Annotated in this window: 15 protein-coding genes and 1 pseudogene; 4 read left to right on the top strand and 12 right to left on the bottom strand. The window is 45.5% G+C overall.

Annotated features, from left to right (window positions below; genetic code table 11):
* Window positions 1–44: 44 nt before the first annotated feature.
* Together JUI58_RS08560 and JUI58_RS08555 are read left to right on the top strand one after the other, a co-directional pair.
* Window positions 45–1868 carry a hypothetical protein gene (locus JUI58_RS08560; protein ID WP_204103345.1) on the top strand — a complete coding sequence of 608 codons (1824 nt, stop codon included), beginning with the start codon at window positions 45–47 and terminating at the stop codon, window positions 1866–1868.
* A gap of 5 nt (window positions 1869–1873) precedes the next feature.
* Entirely contained in the window at window positions 1874–2992 is a 1119-nt protein-coding gene (locus tag JUI58_RS08555) for a glycosyltransferase (protein ID WP_204103344.1), read from the top strand.
* Here JUI58_RS08555 and JUI58_RS08550 read toward each other — a convergent pair.
* The 8 genes and pseudogenes from JUI58_RS08550 to rpsT all read right to left on the bottom strand — a co-directional run bounded on the left by JUI58_RS08550 (window position 2984) and on the right by rpsT (window position 16960).
* Window positions 2984–4300, bottom strand: a complete 1317-nt coding sequence (locus JUI58_RS08550) for a TIGR03279 family radical SAM protein (RefSeq protein WP_204103343.1) — start codon at window positions 4298–4300, stop codon at window positions 2984–2986. The genes JUI58_RS08555 and JUI58_RS08550 overlap by 9 nt on opposite strands.
* Before the next feature lie 16 nt (window positions 4301–4316).
* Window positions 4317–5291, bottom strand: a complete 975-nt coding sequence (locus tag JUI58_RS08545; protein WP_239121341.1) for an undecaprenyl-diphosphate phosphatase — start codon at window positions 5289–5291, stop codon at window positions 4317–4319.
* Between the two features lie 98 nt (window positions 5292–5389).
* A complete protein-coding gene (locus tag JUI58_RS08540; protein WP_348539864.1) occupies window positions 5390–5719 on the bottom strand; it encodes a metal-sensitive transcriptional regulator in 330 nt (109 codons plus the stop codon).
* Between the two features lie 630 nt (window positions 5720–6349).
* Window positions 6350–10156: pseudogene (locus JUI58_RS08535) on the bottom strand (DNA-directed RNA polymerase subunit beta''); the annotation flags it as partial.
* Between the two features lie 203 nt (window positions 10157–10359).
* The gene (locus tag JUI58_RS08530; RefSeq protein ID WP_204103341.1) at window positions 10360–12243 is read right to left on the bottom strand and encodes a DNA-directed RNA polymerase subunit gamma; all 1884 of its coding nucleotides are present in this window, start codon (window positions 12241–12243) and stop codon (window positions 10360–10362) included.
* Between the two features lie 86 nt (window positions 12244–12329).
* A complete protein-coding gene (gene rpoB / locus JUI58_RS08525) occupies window positions 12330–15722 on the bottom strand; it encodes a DNA-directed RNA polymerase subunit beta (protein WP_204103340.1) in 3393 nt (1130 codons plus the stop codon).
* 50 nt (window positions 15723–15772) lie between these two features.
* A complete protein-coding gene (locus tag JUI58_RS08520) occupies window positions 15773–16552 on the bottom strand; it encodes a TatD family hydrolase (protein WP_204103339.1) in 780 nt (259 codons plus the stop codon).
* Window positions 16553–16624: 72 nt separating this feature from the next.
* Complete coding sequence (rpsT, locus tag JUI58_RS08515) at window positions 16625–16960, bottom strand: 30S ribosomal protein S20 (RefSeq protein ID WP_204103338.1); 336 nt, start codon at window positions 16958–16960, stop codon at window positions 16625–16627.
* An 80-nt stretch (window positions 16961–17040) separates the two neighbouring features.
* On the opposite strand from rpsT, the gene JUI58_RS08510 reads away from it, so the two are divergent.
* Window positions 17041–17271: a hypothetical protein gene (locus JUI58_RS08510; RefSeq protein WP_204103337.1), complete on the top strand. Its 231-nt coding sequence runs from the start codon at window positions 17041–17043 to the stop codon at window positions 17269–17271.
* A gap of 97 nt (window positions 17272–17368) precedes the next feature.
* Window positions 17369–18679, top strand: a complete 1311-nt coding sequence (gene hisD / locus JUI58_RS08505; RefSeq protein ID WP_204103336.1) for a histidinol dehydrogenase — start codon at window positions 17369–17371, stop codon at window positions 18677–18679.
* 17 nt (window positions 18680–18696) lie between these two features.
* Here the strand turns inward: hisD and JUI58_RS08500 are convergent, their stop codons facing one another.
* Genes JUI58_RS08500 through JUI58_RS08485 form a run of 4 tightly spaced genes read right to left on the bottom strand, consistent with a single transcriptional unit; the run spans window position 18697 to window position 20840 of the window.
* Window positions 18697–19614: an alpha/beta hydrolase gene (locus JUI58_RS08500; protein ID WP_204103335.1), complete on the bottom strand. Its 918-nt coding sequence runs from the start codon at window positions 19612–19614 to the stop codon at window positions 18697–18699.
* A 26-nt stretch (window positions 19615–19640) separates the two neighbouring features.
* Entirely contained in the window at window positions 19641–19820 is a 180-nt protein-coding gene (locus tag JUI58_RS08495) for a hypothetical protein (protein ID WP_204103334.1), read from the bottom strand.
* Between the two features lie 33 nt (window positions 19821–19853).
* A complete protein-coding gene (locus tag JUI58_RS08490) occupies window positions 19854–20156 on the bottom strand; it encodes a hypothetical protein (RefSeq protein WP_204103333.1) in 303 nt (100 codons plus the stop codon).
* 18 nt (window positions 20157–20174) lie between these two features.
* The gene (locus tag JUI58_RS08485; protein WP_204103332.1) at window positions 20175–20840 is read right to left on the bottom strand and encodes a glutathione S-transferase; all 666 of its coding nucleotides are present in this window, start codon (window positions 20838–20840) and stop codon (window positions 20175–20177) included.
* Between the last annotated feature and the right edge of the window lie 248 nt (window positions 20841–21088).

The following is a 21088-nucleotide window of genomic DNA, read 5'->3' as shown; positions in this document are numbered from 1 at the left end:
TCAAGAGTCTTAGACTTTCTTCTAAATGTAAAGTACTGAAAATAATGAGAAACTTAATTATTTCAATTAAACAAAAAAAGAGCTTTCCTGCATTTCTGATCTCATTCTCTTTGGTCAGTTTACTATTTCTGATCGGCTCTTTATATCCATTAACTGTCAAAGATGATATTGCTCTACTTCTCAATTCTGTACAGCAATTCGTTCGAGGAGAAATACCATTTTTAAATTTTGTTACCATACCGAATGCAACAGATTTGTCTCAAGATAAAAACACTTGGCTTGTTTGGTATCCTCCTGGAATCACCATTCTACTTTATCCTTTACGCGCTTTAGGAATTCCTTTGGGTATTAGTAGTAAATTAACAGTTTACTTCTTTTATTTATCAGGATGTTTTGGTTGGATAACCCTTGCCAGTCGAGTCGGTATAGATCGCATAAGTCTGAGTATTTTTGCTTGTATTCTGCCCTTATATTCTACAGTTTCAGGCATTGGTGGAGCAACGGAGCTAATCAATGGTGAAGTATTCCCTTTTGGAATAATGCCTTGGTTGTTTTTATATGTTTTATATATAACCGATTTGTTGAATATAAGTGCCACAAACCAAAAGAAAAAAGTAATAAATTTATCGATCATTTCTTTTCTTTTAGGATGGATTTATTGGCTAAAATACTCAGCATTTATTGTCGCTTTCTGTTTATTTTTATATTTGCAATACTATTGGCTCATAAAATATAAACAAAAAACTCGTTTAAGAGAAAAGATTACAGGAACTTTCCTAAGTGTTTTACTTTTTTTGACTCCTTATCTATTGTTAGGTAAAATTAACTTTATTTTTGCTCAGTCTTATGATTATATCAATCAAGCTACAAGTTCCACAGAATTCGCTCACTATTACGATCCAACCAATCATGGTATATTTCTCTTGATTGCTTTAATTGGAACTGCTGGATTATCATTATTTCAAGCATCTCAATTATTTACTCATCTTATCTATTTTAATACTTCTTTTAATCCCTTTATCGATTTGTCTTTTAATGAAAAAGGAATTCCTTTGTCTATCATTGGTATTCCGGGAACATTATTAATAATCTGGCTTGTTTTGAAAGCCCGAAAAATCATCGATACGCAGTTTATTGTTTTTGCTTGTTGGACAGGTTTTTTTCCATTATTTATCTTGGCTTACTTGGCGCAAAAGCTAAACTATAATTATTTAATCTATAATACTCGTCATGCCTCTAGTTCTTTTTTACTCCTCGAAGCAATTGTAGTTGCAAGTCTCTGGAATTTACTAGCTCAAACCTTTCAGAAACAGAATTATCAGACAATACAAAAAAAAGTAATTGTCTCGATCGCGATCGCTTTTTTAGTTATTCTCCCTAATCTTTTTCATATTTCTTTTTTTCTTAAAGACAAAGTTATTGAACGTCTTTCTAATTTTCCCTATATATCTACTGAAAACCAACTTTATGTCCCAATTTTATCAAAAACTAATCTTAAATCAATTGTTTCTCAAATTCATTCAGTCATTACATCACCTCAAGATATTATTGTTTTAGGAATTGATGAAAATACAAATTTTGAAGCATGGCTAGAAATGAAACAGCGCACAATTCCTTTAGTTAGAGCTAACGGGTCTTTTTTCCATAGTTATGGAGATACACTTAGTATTTATAGCGATCGTCCGTTTTTCTCTTCCCAGAATTTACGCATTATTCTAGTTGTTTCTCCATTAATTGAAAATAACCCTCAACGATTTATTAAACTAAAAGAGAGATTTCCACAAGCATTAATTTGGAATAAACTAGATATTGAGAGCGATCAAGATACTAATGTTTCAATTTATTTTTCAGATCTCAATATTGATTAAAATTTATGCTGACAAAAGACTCAAAAACTTTATTACAAATTGTTCCCAGTCTTCCCCCATCAATAGGTGGAATCGGTGATTATGCTCTAAATTTAGCACGGCAAATCGCGAGAGATTTTGCGATTCAAACCCATTTTATTATTGGTAATCCTCATGGGCAAGGAGCATCGAAAATTGAAAGTTTTGCAATCAGTCAAGTTTCTCAGCGATCGCCACAATCTCTTCTGTCTTTATTACCTCGAGAATGCCCTATTTTTCTCAATTATGAAGGATACGGCTATGCTCAACGCGGCTATCCTCTTTGGTTATTGCAAGGATTACAACAATGGCGAAAAGAATCACAACAACCTTTAATTACCATGTTTCATGAAATTTATCCCTATCATCACGGACCTCCTTGGACAAGTTCATTTTGGCTATCTCCTTGGCAAAAAAAACTAGCAACAAAATTACTTAATATTAGCGATCGCGCAATTACCAGTAAGCAAAATTATGCCACTCTTCTCCAACAGTTAAGTCATGAAAAAAATCGGGAAATTTTGGTTCTTCCTGTGTTTTCTAACATCGGTGAACCTCAAGAAATTCTACCTTTAAAACAGCGTCGGCGACGGATCATTATTTTCGGTCATTATAACAGTCGCACGCTAGTTTATCGGCATAATTTATCTTCCCTTGAAAGAGTTTGTCAAGCCTTAGAGATTCAGGAAGTATATGATATTGGCGTTCCTACTGGTTTGCAATTACCACCAGTAAATGATATCACCGTGACAGAAATGGGAGTCACAAGTGCTGATACAATCAGTCAATTGATGTTAGAAGCAGTTGCAGGTTTTTTATGCTTTATACCTCCGGAATATTTGGCAAAATCTACAGTATTTGCATCTTATTGCGCTCATGGTTTGATTCCGATTATCACTGGACGATCCACCCTTTCAAGGGATGGTTTAGAACGCGATCGCCATTATTATTTAGCAGATAGTGATTGTTCCACCTTGAATCTAAAACAAGGACAAACTATTGCTAATTGCGCTCGAGAATGGTACTCTCACCATAGCTTACAAAAACAAGCACGAGAAATTTTTAGTCTTTTTGCTGATTTCAATATTAATCGAAATTCACCTTAAGCGAATACAAGTTTGCAGTAACTCCTCAATACCCGTAACAGGAATAATCGGCGTATTTAATCGTTCTGATACTTCTTGTACTGTTAAATCATCAAGAAACCTCGTATCGTCATGTTTAAGCATGAGAGAAGGTAATAAAATTGCCTCTCCTAACTCCTTTTCTGACAATTCTGAGATTAAATCTTGTCCCGTCAATAATCCCGTTACAGTCATTTCTTGTCCCCAATAAATACTCTTCAACGCTGCCAACTTTATCTCCAATCCTTCCACAGCATTCAATTGATTCACTAAAGGTTGAAACGCCATTTCCACAGCATTTCCTACAACCCAAGTATAAGACCGCCTAGAGTGCAGTTTTTGTGGTAAAATCTCCTCGGCTAGTGCTTGAAAATCTTTAATAAACTGACGAATAGAGCCAACACCGTTGCCAATTTGTGGATAATCTTCGTAATGGCTTTCCGTCGGTAACTCTTCTCCAGCTATTAAAAACCATTCATCCGCTAACCAAGCAAATGTTGTCCCTAAAGACTGTTGAAACTGTGCTTGTAATTTTTTAACCAAGGCGATCGTTTCTTGCGCTTTTTCTAAACTAACCGGAACAAGTTCATCCTCTAGGGGACGAAAGCGAGTTAAACCTACTGGAACAACTGCCGCAGAAATAATAGTCGGGATTTCTCCTTGATGAAAAGCAGCGAGATCGAGTAAAGTTTGTTCGAGATGTGTCCCATCATTGATTCCAGGACAAACAACAACTTGAGCGTGAATTTGTAAGCGTCGTTCTTGAAACCAGCGAAATTGCTCTAAAATTTGTCCCGCCCGAGGATTTTTTAAGAGGCTAATTCTCAGATCGGGTTCTGTGGCATGAACCGAAACATATAAAGGAGAAAGACGCATTTGTTCAATGCGATCCCACTCTTTTTCTGGTAGATTTGTTAAAGTTAAATAACTGCCATAAAGAAAACTAAGTCGATAATCATCATCCTTAAAATATAAACTTTTTCGCTTTCCCGGTGGCTGTTGGTCGATAAAACAAAATGGACAATGATTATTACATTGAATTAACCCATCAAAAAGCGCCGTTTCAAATTCTAATCCCAGATCGTCATCATATTCTTTTTCAATTTCAATCTGATGCACTTTTCCTGAAGCATCAATAACTTCTAATTCTAAAACTTCATCACTGCAAAGAAAGCGATAATCAATTAGATCTCTGGGTTTAATCCCATTGATAGACGCGATCGCATCTCCTGGCTCAAAGCCAATTTCTGCGCCGATAGAATTAGGATAAACTTTGGTAATACGAGTCATTTTCAACTATCAACTATTAATTACTCAACCAATTTAAAGCAACTCCGCCTAAAATTAAACACCCAAAAATGACGCGGTACCAGACAAAAACCCAGGTACTTTGTTGTTGTAAATAGCCAATTAACCAAGCGATCGCGCCATAGGAAAAAACCGCCGCAGAAAGGGTCCCCACCAATAAAACCCACAGTTCATTGCTACTCACCGAGGCATCCAGAACATCAGTTTTAAACTGTACTAACCCCGCCAAAGTAATCGCCGGAATACCCAACAAAAACGAAAATCGTGCCGCCGTTGCCCTCTCCAAGCCCATAAACAGCCCCGCCGTAATGGTAGCCCCCGATCGCGACACTCCAGGCATCAGCGCCAATGCTTGCGCCAATCCCATCAAAACCCCATCCCGCGCACTTAACTGCTGAAAATCTCGCCAGCGACGACCACACTTTTCTCCCACACCTAAGAGAATCCCCATCACAATCGAGGCGATCGCGATCGCCGTCAAACTGCGAATGGGAGAGTTATCCAAATCCGGCACCAATTTTTTCAATAACAACCCGCAAGCGACAATGGGTAAAGTCCCCAGGGCAATTCCCACAGCAATGCGAAATTCCACCACCTCATAAGTACCCTTGCGAAAAGCCCCGATCGCCCCCCGCGTTAAATCAACAATATCCTGCCAAAAAAACCACAATACCGCCCCAATGCTGCCCAACTGAATCGTGGCCGCAAATGTCACCCCCGGATCCCCCCAGCCCAACATCACCGGAACGACCTTTAAATGCGCCGTACTGCTAATAGGAATGAACTCCGTGAGTCCCTGTACCATCCCCAAGATAAAAGCCTGCCACCAATCTAGAGACGCTGCAGGCAACGTCCCTACCGCATCTTGCGCCCCGCCAGACTGGGCGAATAAAGCCGAAAGCGCGATCGCCAAAGCCAAACCCAAAGCCATCTCACTCAAAAGATCGAGCCGATGGCGAGCAAATTGTATCAAGAAATGTCTCGATTTTTGCGTTCGCTTGCGTATCCGCAGGGTGTATCGCTTCAAAGTTGGTCAACCTCCAATTGCTAAAAACCCATAACTCATAAAAACTATGGCAAAAAACGATCCAAAATTTCCTTGAGTTCCTGTAATTCCGCCTCGATATTGCCCTCCTGCGCCGCCCTCGCCACGCATTCACTTAAATGCTCGTCGAGGATCAACCTCGCCACGCGATCTAAAGCCCCGCGCACTGCCGCAATTTGAATTAAAACCTCGGGGCAGTAAGTATCATTCTGCACCATCGTCTTAACCCCCCGCACGTGACCCTCAATGCGGGATAAGCGATTGAGGATGCGACGCTGGGAATCAGTATTGTGAACATGATGGCGATCGCCCTTAGTCTCAGGGGCAGAACCGTTGTGGGAGTGAGGATGGGCAATCCCCCGCCCTATTAAGGGGGGAAAAGAAGGGGGAATTTCGTTTTCTTCTTGTTTCCCTTCTCCTTTGCCTCGCTTTTCTTCTTGCACTTACTCCTCCTCAGCTAAAAAAGAATTCTCCTCTTCTTCCGTCGGTTCGACAAGAGCCGAGCGCGATTTTAGGGAATTCCCGGCGATCATCCCATCCTCATCCTCATCCCCATCCTCATCTTCATCCCCATCTGGGAGAATTGTGTAATCCAAGTTATAGGCACGAGCGGTCTGGTCGTCAAGAATCATATTATCCTCATAATCCCCTCGAAGCTCAGAGAGAGGACTTTCCCCATAAGAACCGCTCTGGGGTGAGTTTAAAGTGTCATCAACGCCTCGAGTCTCCGTATCCGTCGGGGGAATATCTATTGCCTCCGAAAAATTAGTAGATTTAGCTTCAGGAGAGGAAGAGCCAATATCCGTTCCCTTCAGAGTATTCTCTTCTAAAATTATCCCTTTCGAGCGCGAGGAACTACTTTTCCCAGAAGACTTCTTCGTTTTGGCAACGGTGCCATCCTCTCGTCCCCCTCGGGAAATGTTTGGCTCAGGCATCATTCCCGTATCGCGTCCCCCCCAGTCCATGCTACTACCGCCTCCCAAGGGTACATCCTCATGGGTATTAAAACCGGTTCCCGCCGGAATCAAACGCCCAATAATGACATTTTCCTTCAACCCGCGCAACCAATCCGACTTCCCTTCGATCGCCGCTTCCGTGAGAACCCGCGTGGTTTCTTGGAAACTAGCCGCCGAAATAAAGCTATCGGTGTTGAGGGATGCCTTGGTTATTCCCAATAAGACGGGAGTATAGCGTGCCGGAGCGCCGCCGGTAATCCCCATCGCATCATTCACTTGTTCCACTTGGCGCAACTCGATTAACTCACCAGGCAGCATAGTGGTATCTCCTCCATCATCGATTCGCACTTTCGAGGTCATCTGACGCACAATGGTTTCGATATGCTTATCGGAAATATCGATGCCTTGGGATTGATACACCCCTTGCACCCCTTCCAGCAAGAAGCGCTGTACCTGCTGTAACCCATAGAGCGCCCCTTCATAAATCCCCTTTTCCTCACGATAGTACTCAAAAAAGCACTCTAAAATTTCGTGAGGATTAGCCATACCATCGGTTAAGTGTTCTGCCACCTTCACATTTTGACCGTCTGCCACCATCACCGACTGCCCCGGACTAATGGGATAATCAGAAATAGTTCCATCTGCCTCGACTACTTTTACGTCCACTACGTCATCTTCACCGTAGACCACCTGTGCCGTCCCCGGTTGCCGTGCCAAAACGCAAGCCTCCTTGGGTCGTCGCGCTTCCAAAAGTTCCTCAATGCGAGGCAAACCCTGAATGATATCCCCGGTCTTCGATCGCTCGAATACCAGCAAGACCAAATTATCTCCCCGTTGTACTAAGTCCCCATCTCCTACTTGTAACATCGCTCCGGCGGATACCCGATAGGGACGTGCTGCCCGAAAAACAATCTTATTCTTTTCGATGGCGATCGCGTGGCCGGATTTCTCCAGTGCTACCCCTGGGGTAATTTCACTGCCCGAAACCACTAAATCTCCCACGGATACTAACGATTCTCCTTCATACTCCACCGTAAAGCGATCGCTCTCCCGCACCAAAAGAATACGACGAATCGCCTCTGCTCCCGAGGCAATACCCCGCACTTCTCCGGATTCCTTACACTGAATCTCCGTTTTAGCGACCACGGCTCCTTTAGGAATCTCATCCCCATCATCCACTTCCAGTTTAGTCCTCGTCCCGCCACTGGTGACATCTCCTTCTACATCCCGACGAATGGTTAAAGATTCCAAAATCACGATCTGTAAATGATACTCTTCAATGGAAGTCTCGGAGGTGGGTTGGGATGGGCCAGTGAGGGTCATTTCTGATTCTTCCTCTAGGCTCTCCCCTTCTTTTCCCTCCTTATTAAGGGGGGTAGGGGCGATCGCCAATTCCTCCTCATCCTTGGAAACCGGAATGAGTTCAATATCCGCACTTAAACCGCCTTCATTGCTGATACTTTCTGCCACATCGATCTCAAAGACCAATTGGGTTCCCAGTAATTCTATCCCATCAACAGACTTGACTCGTTCTCCATCTTTATAGAACAAGCGTTGCACTGCCCGCAAAGAAATATTCGGTCCGGCTCCCTTATCAATAGATTGGGAGGGCACCAGGGGGGAATCCTCCACGGTGTACTCTACCACCGGACGCAAGAGCAGCGCCATGCCTTCCGTCGTATCAATATACTCTCCGTATTTTAAGCTCTCTAAAACCAGTCCAGGCAGTACCTCCGTTCCCGGTGATAATAACACCCCATCCGCTTCTATTAAGGGGGGTTCTTCCAATAAATGTAAGTCTCCTGGTTTAATGGCAATTTCTCGTAGAATGTCATTCTTCTGCACCACCTCTACAATTCCCGAGGACTGGCAGTAAATATCCTTCACCACCTCAGTGCCGGCTTCTACATATTGGCCTTCCTCCACCACCAACAAAGAAATATCCTTGTTGACTTCGTGACATTCCTCGGGAATCCAGATCAAAGTTCCCCCCTTCAATACCTCATAGCCCTGTTTCTTGCCGCGACTCTTACCAACTTCGACTCCGGCATACTTGAGAATGCCCCCCATCTCCGTGCGATAGCGATCGTCCAACAATTCTGCCACCACCTGATGTTCTAAGATCTTCGTGCCTGGAGTTGCCTTTAACAGAAACTTCTGATCCGATGCTGTTTCGATAATATGTTGTTCCCGTCCTGCTGTACTCTCTCGTTTCACGATCGCCCGATCCAAGGAGACTTTTGCCGTTACGATATCGATTTCCCGACTATTCTCCTGCAAGCGGACAATGCCCCCGTGAGCCGTCCGCAATAAGGTCTGAGCCAATACATCCCCCTGTTTGACAAGATCGCCATTTTTCACCACCGGTTCCGCCCCAGGCAGTAAATTATAAACCTCCCCAGACAGCACCCACATCAACCCCCCCCGTTGAGCGATATGAGTAATATTGCCTTGGCGATCGGTTTTTTCTTCGCCGATGAGTCCAGCAAATAAAACCTCTCCAGCTAAATCCGAGGCTACATCCTTGGTGGCTTTCTCTGTGGATTGTCGCTTCATCAACGGAACCACCGCTAACACTTGATCCTTCCCTACCGCATCCCCCTCTCTGACGTGCAGGAGCGTACCTGGATTGAGAGGATAGGATTGAGATTTCCCGGAAGCAAATTCTACAATGATGTTACCCGCCACCTCGACTTGCTCCAAATCCTCTCCGTGGCGCGTCCGTACCCCCCTTGTCCGCAATTCTTTGCCAAATTTCACCGTACCTTGTCGGCTGGCCTTAAAACTCCGAGCTACTTCCCCGGTAAATACCCCCCCGGTATGGAAAGTCCGCATGGTTAACTGGGTTCCCGGTTCCCCGATCGACTGCGCTGCAATAATGCCGATCGCCTCCCCCAAATCTACCATTTTCCCATGAGCCAAACTCCAGCCGTAGCAATGCTGACAGCAACTCCGCGCCGCTTCACAAGTCAAAGGCGATCGCAGGGTGACTTCATCAACGCGATCGGCAATTTTTTTCGCCAAAGCCTCATCAATATCTTGATTGCGTTTGGCAATGACTTCCCCTGTTTTGGGGTCTACCACGTCTTCTCCTAATACCCGCCCAAATAAACGAGTTTCGAGGGGAATCAAAACGCGATCGCCATCCATCATCGAGCCTAAAACCAAGCTCCGATCCGTACCGCAATCGAATTCCCGCACGATTGTATCTTGACTCACATCCACCAAGCGGCGAGTTAAATAACCCGAATCCGCCGTCCGTAGCGCCGTATCCACCAACCCCTTCCGCGCTCCATAGGAGGAGATAATATATTCTGTTACCGTCAGTCCTTCCCGGAAATTAGTTTTAATCGGCTGATCGATAATTTGCCCTTGCGGATCTGCCATTAGACCTCGCATTCCCACCAACTGACGCACCTGAGATAAATTCCCCCGCGCCCCACTAAAGGCCATCATATAGACAGAATTGAGAGGATCTGTCTTCTCAAAATTGAGAACAACCTCATCTTTCAAGGCCTCAGAAGTGCTATTCCAAGTATCGATGGTCTTTTGGAAACGTTCCACCTCCGTAATCTTACCCGTGCGATAGCGATCCTCGGTTTTAGCAATTTCTGCTTCCGCCTCCGCCAGCAATTCTTTCTTGATAGGAGGAATTTGCAAATCATCTACACTAATTGAAACCCCCGCCCGCGTCGCATAGCGGAAGCCCATTGCTTTCAACTCATCCGCCACGCTTGCACAGCGAGAACTTCCATACTGCCGATACGCCCAAGCAATCAGTTTTTTTAACTGACTTTTATCCACAATGCGATTGTAAAAAGCGGGTTGTTCTGTCATGACTTTGTTGGTGTGTATTGGTTCTTGTTTAGTTTTTATTTATTAGTGATAGGACTGATGCAGCCAAGGAGCGAGACGCTCCCACTACTGTATTCTCTTGTTATAGTAGTGCGGGCATCTTGCCCGTTAATGCGTAAGTCCTAAGCAATTAGCGATCGGTTAGAATCTCTTCCTCCCCGCTATCAACTATCAACTATCAACTATCAACTAACTAAAGCATCTTGAATTGTTTTGTTATAGATAATGCGTCCTGGGGTTGTCTTAACATATTGAAAGCGCTGTCCATCGGGGAGTTCCCGCACTTTTCGCCATTTGTATTGATATATCTTGCTACCATCGGGTTTTTCTTCAATCTGGGGAGAGTCATCTCCCTCCATTGTTTCTATTTCACCGTTGTAGCGCAGCCAGACATAAGCATGAATATCTACTAGACCTTGCTCGAAGGCTTGTAGAGCATCCTTCATCGAAGCAAAATAGCGCCCCGCACCCTTCTCGGGGGTTTGTGCCGCCAGATTTTCTGCCGTTAGATAATAACAGCCCAGTACCATATCTTGACTAGGTGCAACAATCGGTTTCCCCGTTGCTGGGGATAAAATATTGTGGCAGGCTAACATTAACAATCGTGCCTCCGCTTGAGCCTCTAAGGAGAGAGGGACGTGAACCGCCATTTGGTCGCCGTCAAAATCCGCGTTAAACGCCGGACAGACCAAGGGATGCAACTGAATCGCCCGCCCTTCTACTAAAATTGGTTCAAAGGCCTGAATCCCCAAACGGTGCAGCGTTGGAGCGCGGTTGAGCATGACGGGATGCCCGGCAATGACTTCATCTAAAACATCCCAAACGGCTCCTTCGCCACGCTGGATCAACTTTTTCGCAGCCTTGATATTATTGACCAAACCACCCTTGATCAAGCGGTGAATCACAAAGGGTTGAAACAGTTCGATCGCCATTTCCCTGGGCAAACCGCACTGATATATCTTTAACTTCGGTCCAACGACGATGACCGATCGCCCGGAATAATCGACTCGTTTTCCTAACAAGTTTTGGCGGAAGCGTCCCTGTTTTCCTTCAATAATATCTGACAAGGACTTGAGGGCGCGATTATTCGCTCCCACTACCGTCCGTCCCCGTCGTCCGTTATCGATCAAGGCATCTACCGCTTCTTGCAGCATTCGCTTTTCATTCCGCACGATAATCTCGGGGGCGAGAATTTCCTGCAACCGTGCCAAACGGTTATTGCGATTAATCACTCGCCGATACAAGTCATTGAGATCGGAAGTCGCAAAGCGTCCCCCATCCAACTGCACCATCGGGCGCAAATCCGGCGGAATCACAGGAATAACCGTTAAAATCATCCATTCGGGTCGGGAGCCGGTGGCAATAAAGTTATCAATCACCCGCAAGCGTTTAATCAATTTGGCTCGCTTTTGTCCCTTAGATCCAGCAATGTCTTCCCGCAACTTTTCGGCTTCTGCTTCGAGGTCGATTTCCTCCAATAAGCGCTGAATTGCTTCGGCACCAATGCCAACTTCAATCCCTGCCAATTCCGCATCTTCTGCGTAAAGTTGTTCCTCCAACTCCAACCACTGGTCTTCCGTCAACAATTGACGCTGGGATAAATTGCTGGCATTACCCGACTCTAACACCACATAGGCATTAAAGTAGACAATTTGCTCTACATCCCTTAAAGGCATATCTAAGAGAATACTTAAATAACTGGGAATACCTTTTAGATACCAAACGTGAGTCACCGGAGCAGCTAATTTAATAAAGCCCATACGATGGCGACGCACCCTCGATTCCGTGACTTCCACCCCGCAGCGCTCGCAAACGATACCGCGATGGCGTACCCGCTTGTATTTACCGCAATGACATTCCCAATCTTTGGCGGGACCGAAAATGCGCTCGCAGAATAAGCCGTCCATTTCGGGCTTTAGGGTGCGATAGTTAATGGTTTCCGGTTTGGTCACTTCTCCCACCAGTTGACTGTTGGGCAAAGTCCGCTCCCCCCACTGGCGAATCCGCTCTGGGGAAGCCAGACCGATTTTAACGTAGTCGAAACGCTGTTCGTTTTGGGTTCTGCTCATTTTTGTTACTCGTTGTTCCTTACTGGTTACTCGTTGATAGTTAATAGTTGTTGGTTGTGTGTTATTAACTATCAACTGTCAACTAATTACACTTCCTCTTCCTGTAGTTCTTCGCTACTCAGGGATTCGTAGGTGGGGCGCGAGGGGGCGCGACGGCGATCGCTGTCCGCCATTAAGTCCACTTCAATATCGTTACTCATGCCATCAGCAGAAGAATCGACTTTATGAACGGCAATATCTAAGCCCAAAGATTGAAGTTCTCGCATTAAAACCTTGAAGGATTCTGGCGTACCAGGGCGAGGGATGGGTTTGCCTTTGACGATCGCATTTAAGGCTTCATTGCGCCCCTGCATATCGTCGGATTTGACCGTCAGCAACTCTTGCAGAATGTAGGCGGCTCCGTAGGCTTCCAAAGCCCAAACCTCCATTTCTCCAAAACGCTGTCCTCCTTGTTGTGCTTTGCCTCCCAACGGTTGTTGGGTGACTAAACTGTAAGGTCCCGTAGAGCGGGCGTGAATTTTATCATCCACTAAGTGAACCAATTTCAACATATAGGCAATTCCGACGGTGACGGGGCGATCGAAGGGTTCTCCGGTACGACCGTCATAGACTTGAATTTTCCCTGGACTAGACTCATTGAACGCCCAGTCTTTCCCTGGTTTCTCACTGGCTTCTTTCAGTTTGCCATGTACGGATTCTCGAGAGATTTCCTCGCCGTACATTTCATCAAAAGGAGTCATTTTAAAGCGCACGCCTAAGTTTTCTCCAGCCCATCCCAACAAGCACTCAAACACCTGCCCAACGTTCATTCGGGAAGGAACACCCAAAGGATTGAGGACAATATCCACCGGACGACCATCGGGAAGATAAGGCATATCTTCGGCGGGTAAAATCCGAGAAATAATCCCCTTATTGCCGTGGCGGCCTGCCATTTTATCCCCCACCTGAATTTTGCGTTTTTGAGCAACGTAGACTCGTACCACCATATTCGCACCGGGGGGGAGTTCATCCCCTTGTTCTCGGGTAAACACCCGCACGTCAACCACCCGGCCTTTTTCTCCATTAGGCACCCGCAGGGAATTATCGCGAACATCCCGTGCTTTTTCCCCAAAAATGGCGCGGAGCAGTTTTTCTTCTGGGGGCTGATCCGATTCTCCTTTGGGGGTGACTTTACCCACGAGAATATCTCCCGCTTCTACCCAAGCACCAATGCGAATGATGCCGCGTTCGTCTAATTGACGCAGGGAATCTTCCCCAACATTGGGAATTTCTCGCGTAATTTCCTCTGGCCCGAGTTTGGTTTGTCGTGCCTCGATTTCATATTTCTCAATGTGGATGCTGGTATAAACATCATCAATGACTAGCCGTTCGCTGATGAGAATGGCATCTTCGTAGTTGTAGCCTTCCCAGGGCATATAGGCGACGACAATGTTCTGTCCGAGGGCAATTTCTCCCCCTTCTGTGGCAGAACCATCTGCCAAGACTTGACCTGGAACAACATCTTCTCCTTGGTAAACCAAAGGGCGTTGGTTCAAACAAGTATCTTGGTTGGAACGCTGATATTTTTGGATTTCGTATTCGATACAATCCCCATATTTAGCGTCGAATTGGTTGAGGTCTTTGCGTTTTAATTCGTCGTATTCGCGAATATCAAACTTGTAGTCTTCGGAACCAACGATGCCATCGATGCTGGCTTCAACATTGGATTTAACAATGATGCGGGTTGCTTCCACGTAAACGGCAACTCCTGGCACTCGACAGACCACGACCATACCGGAATCTCGGGCGGCCTGTGCCTCTAAGCCTGTTCCTACTAAGGGACGTTCTGGGCGCAATAAAGGTACTGCTTGACGCTGCATATTCGATCCCATCAGGGCGCGGTTCGCGTCGTCGTGTTCGAGGAAGGGGATCAAAGAGGTTGCTACCGAGACGATTTGCACTGGGGAAACCGCTACATAATCCACCTGTTCCGGGGTAGTGGTGGAAAATTCTTGGCGGTAGCGGACGGGAATGCGCTCGTCGATGATATTTTCGTTCTCATCCGTGGCGACATCTCCCGGTGCGACTCGCAGATCGTCTTCTTGGTCTGCGGTGAGATATTCGGGATCGCGATCGCGCAAAACTCGCCCATTTTCGACTTTGTAATAGGGGGTTTCAATAAAACCATATTCGTTAACGCGGGCGTAGGTGGCAAGGGAGCCAATTAGCCCTGCGTTCGGTCCTTCGGGGGTCTCTACGGGACAGATGCGCCCGTAGTGGGAGGGATGAATATCTCGCACGGCAAAACCTGCCCGCTCTCGGGTCAAACCGCCGGGTCCCAAGGCGCTGAGGCGACGCTTGTGGGTTAATTCGGCTAAGGGATTGGTTTGATCCATGAATTGGGAGAGTTGCGAGGAGCCGAAAAACTCTTTAATGGCGGCAACTAGGGGCTTAGGATTGACTAAGGAAGCGGGGGTAAGGGCATTGGCTTCGCTGACGGTCATTCGCTCGCGGATGATGCGCTCTAAGCGGTTTAGACCTACCCGGACTTGATTTTGCAGGAGTTCTCCCACCGATCGCACCCGACGGTTGCCTAAGTGATCGATGTCGTCGATTTGACCGATATCAAATTCAAGGTTAATGAGATAATCGATCGCCGTCATAATATCGCGAGAGGTCAGCACGCGAATGGTATCGGCGATATTTAGGCGCAATTTTTTGTTGAGTTTGTAGCGTCCAACTTTACCCAAGTCGTAACGCTTATTATCGAAGAAGCGCGATTCTAGTAACTGCTTACCGCCGTTAACCGTGGGGGGTTCTCCTGGGCGCAGTTTTTTGTAGAGTTCCATTAAGGCTTCTTCTTCGCTGGGATCGCCTTCTTTGTCGAGGGTTTTTTGATAGTATTCTGGGTGGCGCAAAGCGTCGAGGATTTCCCCTGTTGATAAGCCTAGGGCTTTGAGGAGAACTTGGGCGGAGAGTTTCCGCGTTTTGTCAATGCGAACCCACACCAACCCATTTTTATCCGTCTCGAATTTTAACCACGCACCTCGGTTGGGGATGAGGGAGGCTGAGTAAGTACGGCGACCGTTTTTGTCGGTTTCTGATTTGTAATAAACCCCAGGCGATCGCACAATTTGGTTGACGATGACCCGTTCTGCCCCATTAATAATAAAAGTACCGCGATCGGTCATTAAGGGCAGATCGCCGATAAAGACTTCTTGCTCTTTCATGGTGCCGTTTTCTTTATCGATTAATCGGGTCGGTACATACATCTGTACGGAATAACTGGCATCCCGACGCTTGGCTTCATCCACGTCATATTTGGGGGAATGCAGTTTATATTCGTGACCGACAAAGTGTAGTTCCAGTTTTCCCGTGTAATCGGTAATCGGAGAGAAACTGTTGAGTTCTTCAATGAGTCCAGCCTCTAAGAACCAACGAAAACTCGACCGTTGAATGGCAATAAAATCCGGGAGAAGATGGTGGGTGAGTTCGCTCATAAGGATTGGAGTTGGGGTGTTGGGGGCGATCGACAAACAACAAATAAATACTAAATTTTTAGGTTAAATAGCCGACAAGCATTGGCTGTGGTTTGCGCTGCTAGGGTTTCTAGGTCGCACTCGCGCAATTTGGCGAGTTCTTCGGCAACGTAGCGAACAAAGGCGGGTTCGTTGCGCTTGCCTCGTTTGGGAACGGGAGCGAGAAAGGGACAATCGGTTTCAATGAGCAGGCGATCGCTGGGAACAATACGAGCAGACTGTTGGACGGTTTCTGCTTTTTTAAAGGTGACAATTCCGCTAAAACTCACGTAAAACCCTAAATCGAGAAATCTTTGGGTTTCTTCTGGAGTTCCGCTCCAACAGTGCATCACCCCTCGTATCTCTCCTTTGTCTCGATTCACTGTCTCGATTAACTCTTGCAATGAATCTGCCCCATCGCGACAATGCACGATAACCGGGAGATCGAGTTCTACTGCTAGTTCGAGTTGAGCCTGACAGACTTTTTTTTGCTGCTCTTTGTTTTCAGCCTTATAAAAGTCCAAACCCAATTCGCCAATGGCAACGACTCGCGGATCGGAAATGGCTAGGGTGCGAATTTCTTCTTGCGAGTCGGCTTTCCATTTGTCCGCGTCTAAGGGGTGTAAACCCACTGAAAAAGAAAGATTCCCAAAGCGATCGGCGAGGTTTTGGGTTTGGGGGAATTCGCTGGGATCTACACAAGAATGGATAAGTTGAACTACTCCAGCGTCTTGCCAACGGGTTTGCAGAGCGTCTAAATCTCCTTGGAATGTATCAAAGTTCAGATGAACGTGCGTATCGATTAACTGCATTTAAACCCGTGTTGCCGAACTGATTATTGAGCCGAATTGAGTTGAGCGATCGTATACAAAATTGAATTTATTTTAAGACGCGATTTCTGCCGATGAAGTTGAGGAAGATGAATCTTGAAGTGTTGCGCTCGTCCGTTGCCAGAATCTGACCAAACGGGATTTTTTGCGCGAACCAGTATTGCGGTGCAGAGTGCCTTGTTTGATAGCCTTGTCGATTTTGCTGTATGCCTTGGATAGTGCCAGATCGATTTCTGCTTTCCCTGCCTCTGTCGGAGAAGCAACATAAGCCTCTACAGCAGTAAAATAGCGTTTCATTAAGGTTTTTACAGCAGATTTATATGCTTTATTTCTCAGCCGATTGCGTTCGGCTATTTGTATGCGTTTAATTGCAGATTTAGAGTTAGCCACGGTTGTCTTAAAACTTTAGGGGGAAACGTATTTTGGATTTTAGGTTGGTGGGACTCAAACCCCGGTCACAGCCCTTGAGAATGGGTTGTATTTGGGGGATCGCGCTAGGATCGCAAATTATTCTTTGCTGGCGATCGAGTCGAGACAGTCTAGGCACAGACTGTGGACATACTAATATAGCACTATTTTTGAGACTCGTGCAAGGAATTGTCACTGAATTGAGAGAGAATTTGAGTCTGGGTTCGGAAAAGTTTTCTCGATCTCTAGCAGGAGGAACAAGCAACCAATCGGGAATCCAAGTTAAGCTATAGAAAAGAAATTAGGAATCGGCTAAATCTGGAGATGCGTCTTTAGAAAGTGTCAGAGTCCAAACTCTAACCCACCAAGTAGCAAAGGCACTGGGATTCTATGCTGCGAATCATTACCGAACCAACTGAAGCTAAAACCGAACTGGAGCGCATCAGCAGTCGTACTCACAATGGCGGGATGCTACCTCAAGAAGAAGCAGTACGGGAAATTATTCAAACCGTGAGACGAGAGGGCGATCGCGCTTTACTTGATTACACGGAAAAGTTTGACGGGCAGACTTTAACGATAGAGCAATTGCGGGTGAGTGGCTCGGAATTGGATGCTGCTTACCAACAAGTCTCGAAGGAATTACTCGAGGCGATCGCCTTGGCTCGCCGTCAAATTGAAGCCTTTCATCGCCAGCGCATCCCTAAGTCTTGGGTACATTTTGGCGATGATGAGGTTGTTTTGGGCAAGCGCTATCACCCGGTCGATCGAGCGGGCTTATATATACCGGGTGGTCGGGGTGCCTACCCCAGTACAGTATTGATGAACGCTATCCCAGCAAAAGTGGCCGCAGTTCCTTATATTGTCATGGTTACACCCCCAGCCGAGGATGGCAAAATTAATCCTGCTGTTTTAGTTGCGGCTCAAGAAGCGGGGGTAACGGAAATTTATCGCGTTGGGGGAGCCCAGGCGATCGCGGCGCTGGCTTATGGGACGCAAACTATCCCTAATGTCGATGTGATTACGGGACCTGGGAATATTTATGTCACCCTAGCGAAAAAGATGGTTTATGGAACCGTGGGTATTGATTCCCTAGCGGGTCCCTCGGAGGTTTTAATTATTGCTGATCGCCATGCTAACCCAGTTCATATTGCGGCGGATTTGTTGGCGCAGGCGGAACACGATCCTCTAGCGGCAGCTATTTTACTGACTACTGAGGAAAAATTGGCACAACGGGTCAAATTAGAAGTTAAAAAACAATTAGAAAATCATCCTCGCCGCATTTTAACGGAAAAGGCGATCGCCCATTATGGCTTAATTGCAATTGTTGATTCTCTGGAAACGGCGGCGCATTATTCTAATCTATTTGCACCGGAACATTTAGAGTTAGAAATTGCCGATCCTTGGAGTTTACTCGATCGCATTCGTCATGCGGGAGCGGTTTTTTTGGGGAATTCAACTCCTGAAGCAGTGGGGGATTATTTGGCAGGACCCAATCATACTTTACCCACCTCTGGGGCGGCACGATATGCGTCTGCATTAGGAGTAGAAACGTTTATGAAACATTCAAGTCTAATTCAATATTCTGAAACGGCATTAAGTAAAGTTTCTCGGGCAATTCAAACTCTAGCTAATGCGGAAGGATTACATTCTCATGCAGAGTCAGTCCGTTTGCGGACGGAAATAAAAGAGGAAAGACTTTGAAGTTTTTAGTTATATTGTTAAAGTAGAAAATCTAACAGTGCTGAATTAACTTGTTCCGAACAACTCCCAGAGGCATCGTGTCCGCAGTTTTTGAGGAGTTTAAATTGCGAATTGGGCAAACATTGGTGTAGTTGTTCTCCGTGGGTATAAGGAAACCAGCGATCGCGATCGCCCCAAATAATTAGGCAAGAATTATGAGTATTTGCTAAATTTTCTCGTACTCTGCGAATAAAATTGGTGGGGTCGGAAGATATACCTTGAATCACTTTGATTGATAATTGGATATCTTCGGCATATTTGGCGATCGCCCCTTCCATTTCGATATAAGGATAGGTAATCCAATAAACATCTGTAGGATTAATTAAAGCAGGATCGGCAACAACTTCGCGCCGAAAATATCCGGTTATTCCCCTTGCTAATGGTGCAGTTTTTTTCAATAGGCGCGATCGATCCACAAACTGCACTATTTCTAAGGGTAAATAAGCCAAGAATTGCATCCACCACGTGGGCAAAGTATCCAAGAAAATTGGTACATTAATGAGAATGAGGCGATCGCATAATTCTGGTTTTTGCTGTACGAGGGCTAAACTAATTAATGCCCCTAAAGATTGGGCAATAATCGTAACAGGTTCATCGCACAATGCTTCAATAATGCGTTGCAGTTCAATGATTTGATGTCCAATTTTATCGGGGCTTAAAGGTTTATCGGAAAAACCATGTCCTTTTGCATCAATACAAAGGACGCGAAAATGCTCTGCAAGAGGGGCGATCGTATGTCTCCAACTATAGCTCCAACTGGCAATACCATGCACCAAAATGAGCGGTTTTCCTGTTCCTTTTTCGCCATAAGCAATCTGTACCGATGCCTCATTTGCATCGGTAATCGTTAGCATTTGCTTTCCTTTTGGAAAAGTATCTTCCCACCAGTCTTGCATTGAGAATTAATTAGGAATTTTACTGATTAAACTTCTGGCTCAATTTTATCTTGGGGAATATCAGGAGAGCGATCGATCTGTTCAAATCGATATCCTTGTTTTTCAACTTGGCTTATAAATTGGTTGGGATTGGAATTCCCTTCGGAGGATTGAGATGGCGAAGGGGTTTCTTTTTTGATTTGTTTGCGTTTAGATTGTCTACCCATTTTCAACAATTAATGAACAATATTTCTTGATTGTTAAAAGTTAGCAAAAGGAATCAGCGTGTTAATTGTTTTGCGAATGTGGAGTAAGAGAATAAGCTGTTCGAGATTGGGATCTAGATCGATAAAGGCTTGGGGTTGAGAGAGTTTTTCTTCTAGTTCCGCATATTCTGCCGCCGTCAGCAGTTCGCCGTCAAGAGGCGATCGCGCTTCTAAAATAATCTCATTTCGCAATACCTCTTCGGGTATATCTTCTGGAGGCGGTAAAGCCAAACCCTCCTGTATTCCCACCAACCCAAAACTAAGTCCAATACCCAAACATAATAATTTATTCATCATTCTGCAACTGGTAACTAATTAAAATCCTGGAGGTAAAGATTCATTACAGCGATCGTGAACTTCCCGAATGCGATCGAAAATCCAAGGATAGGCTTCTCTGTATTCGGGAAGTAAAGCCAGGGGACTCAATAACGCCGCCGCCGCTAGATCTGCAATACTGAAAGTATCGCCAATGAGAGTGGAACTTTCCTGCCAAGAAGATAACACCTGCATTGCCAGAAGCAAACGCGATCGCGCTAACTTGACCGCTCCAGGGGTGATTCCATATTGACGGCGAACCACATTGATCAGCAAGCGAGAGAATAAAGACGGATCGATTGATTGCCCTTCTCCCGCTCTATAGTCATAATAAACAAAGCGGGTTGCCGTGCCGATGCTCTCATCTAACCAATCTTCTAGTAACTCTGTTTGCTTTTTTAAAATTGGCTCAGTGGGGTATAAAGACGGCTCGGGACAAATTTTGTCCAAATATTTAAAAATTGCCGTTGAATCGGCGATCGCCTCGGGTTCTCCAGCCTTTTGAGGGAGTAGCACTGGCACTGTTGTTAAACCTGTAAGGGGTCTAAGTTTTAAAATATGCAACCCCGGAGTCAAATTTTCAACCTCATAGGCGATTTTTTTATAGCCCAGTGCCAATCGCGCTTTGCGACAGTAGTGAGAGGTACTGAATTGGAGTAATAGCATAATCGATGAGTGAAGGAGCAAAAAAATTGGGAATCTATCTAAAGATTAGGAGAATAAGGTCATCGGGGTCTACTCCCCTCGTGTTATCACCCCCTCTTCTCGGTCTGACGGGCAACCCCAAACTTTAACTTCTAATGTTAGGATTGTCAGAAACCTCAGCCTAAAGGCGTGAGGCTTGAAAGAGAAATCTAACAAGCCATTCTGACCAGACTAAGTACCCCGCGTACTACGTTATTTGGGTCACGACA

This window comes from Spirulina sp. CCY15215 (assembly GCF_016888125.1).
GTDB lineage: Bacteria > Cyanobacteriota > Cyanobacteriia > Cyanobacteriales > Spirulinaceae > CCY15215.
This window is presented reverse-complemented; position numbering and strand designations above follow the sequence as displayed.

Bases quoted from the DNA above. Each gene is read 5' to 3' on its own strand.
- JUI58_RS08520 (WP_204103339.1), bottom strand. From the start codon at position 16,552: ATGCAGTTAATCGATACGCACGTTCATCTGAACTTTGATACATTCCAA.
- JUI58_RS08530 (WP_204103341.1), bottom strand. From the start codon at position 12,243: ATGAGCAGAACCCAAAACGAACAGCGTTTCGACTACGTTAAAATCGGT.
- JUI58_RS08495 (WP_204103334.1), bottom strand. From the start codon at position 19,820: ATGGGTAGACAATCTAAACGCAAACAAATCAAAAAAGAAACCCCTTCG.
- JUI58_RS08555 (WP_204103344.1), top strand. From the start codon at position 1,874: ATGCTGACAAAAGACTCAAAAACTTTATTACAAATTGTTCCCAGTCTT.
- JUI58_RS08560 (WP_204103345.1), top strand. From the start codon at position 45: ATGAGAAACTTAATTATTTCAATTAAACAAAAAAAGAGCTTTCCTGCA.
- JUI58_RS08500 (WP_204103335.1), bottom strand. From the start codon at position 19,614: ATGCAAGACTGGTGGGAAGATACTTTTCCAAAAGGAAAGCAAATGCTA.
- JUI58_RS08550 (WP_204103343.1), bottom strand. From the start codon at position 4,300: ATGACTCGTATTACCAAAGTTTATCCTAATTCTATCGGCGCAGAAATT.
- hisD (WP_204103336.1), top strand. From the start codon at position 17,369: ATGCTGCGAATCATTACCGAACCAACTGAAGCTAAAACCGAACTGGAG.
- JUI58_RS08510 (WP_204103337.1), top strand. From the start codon at position 17,041: ATGGGTTGTATTTGGGGGATCGCGCTAGGATCGCAAATTATTCTTTGC.
- rpoB (WP_204103340.1), bottom strand. From the start codon at position 15,722: ATGAGCGAACTCACCCACCATCTTCTCCCGGATTTTATTGCCATTCAA.
- JUI58_RS08485 (WP_204103332.1), bottom strand. From the start codon at position 20,840: ATGCTATTACTCCAATTCAGTACCTCTCACTACTGTCGCAAAGCGCGA.
- JUI58_RS08490 (WP_204103333.1), bottom strand. From the start codon at position 20,156: ATGATGAATAAATTATTATGTTTGGGTATTGGACTTAGTTTTGGGTTG.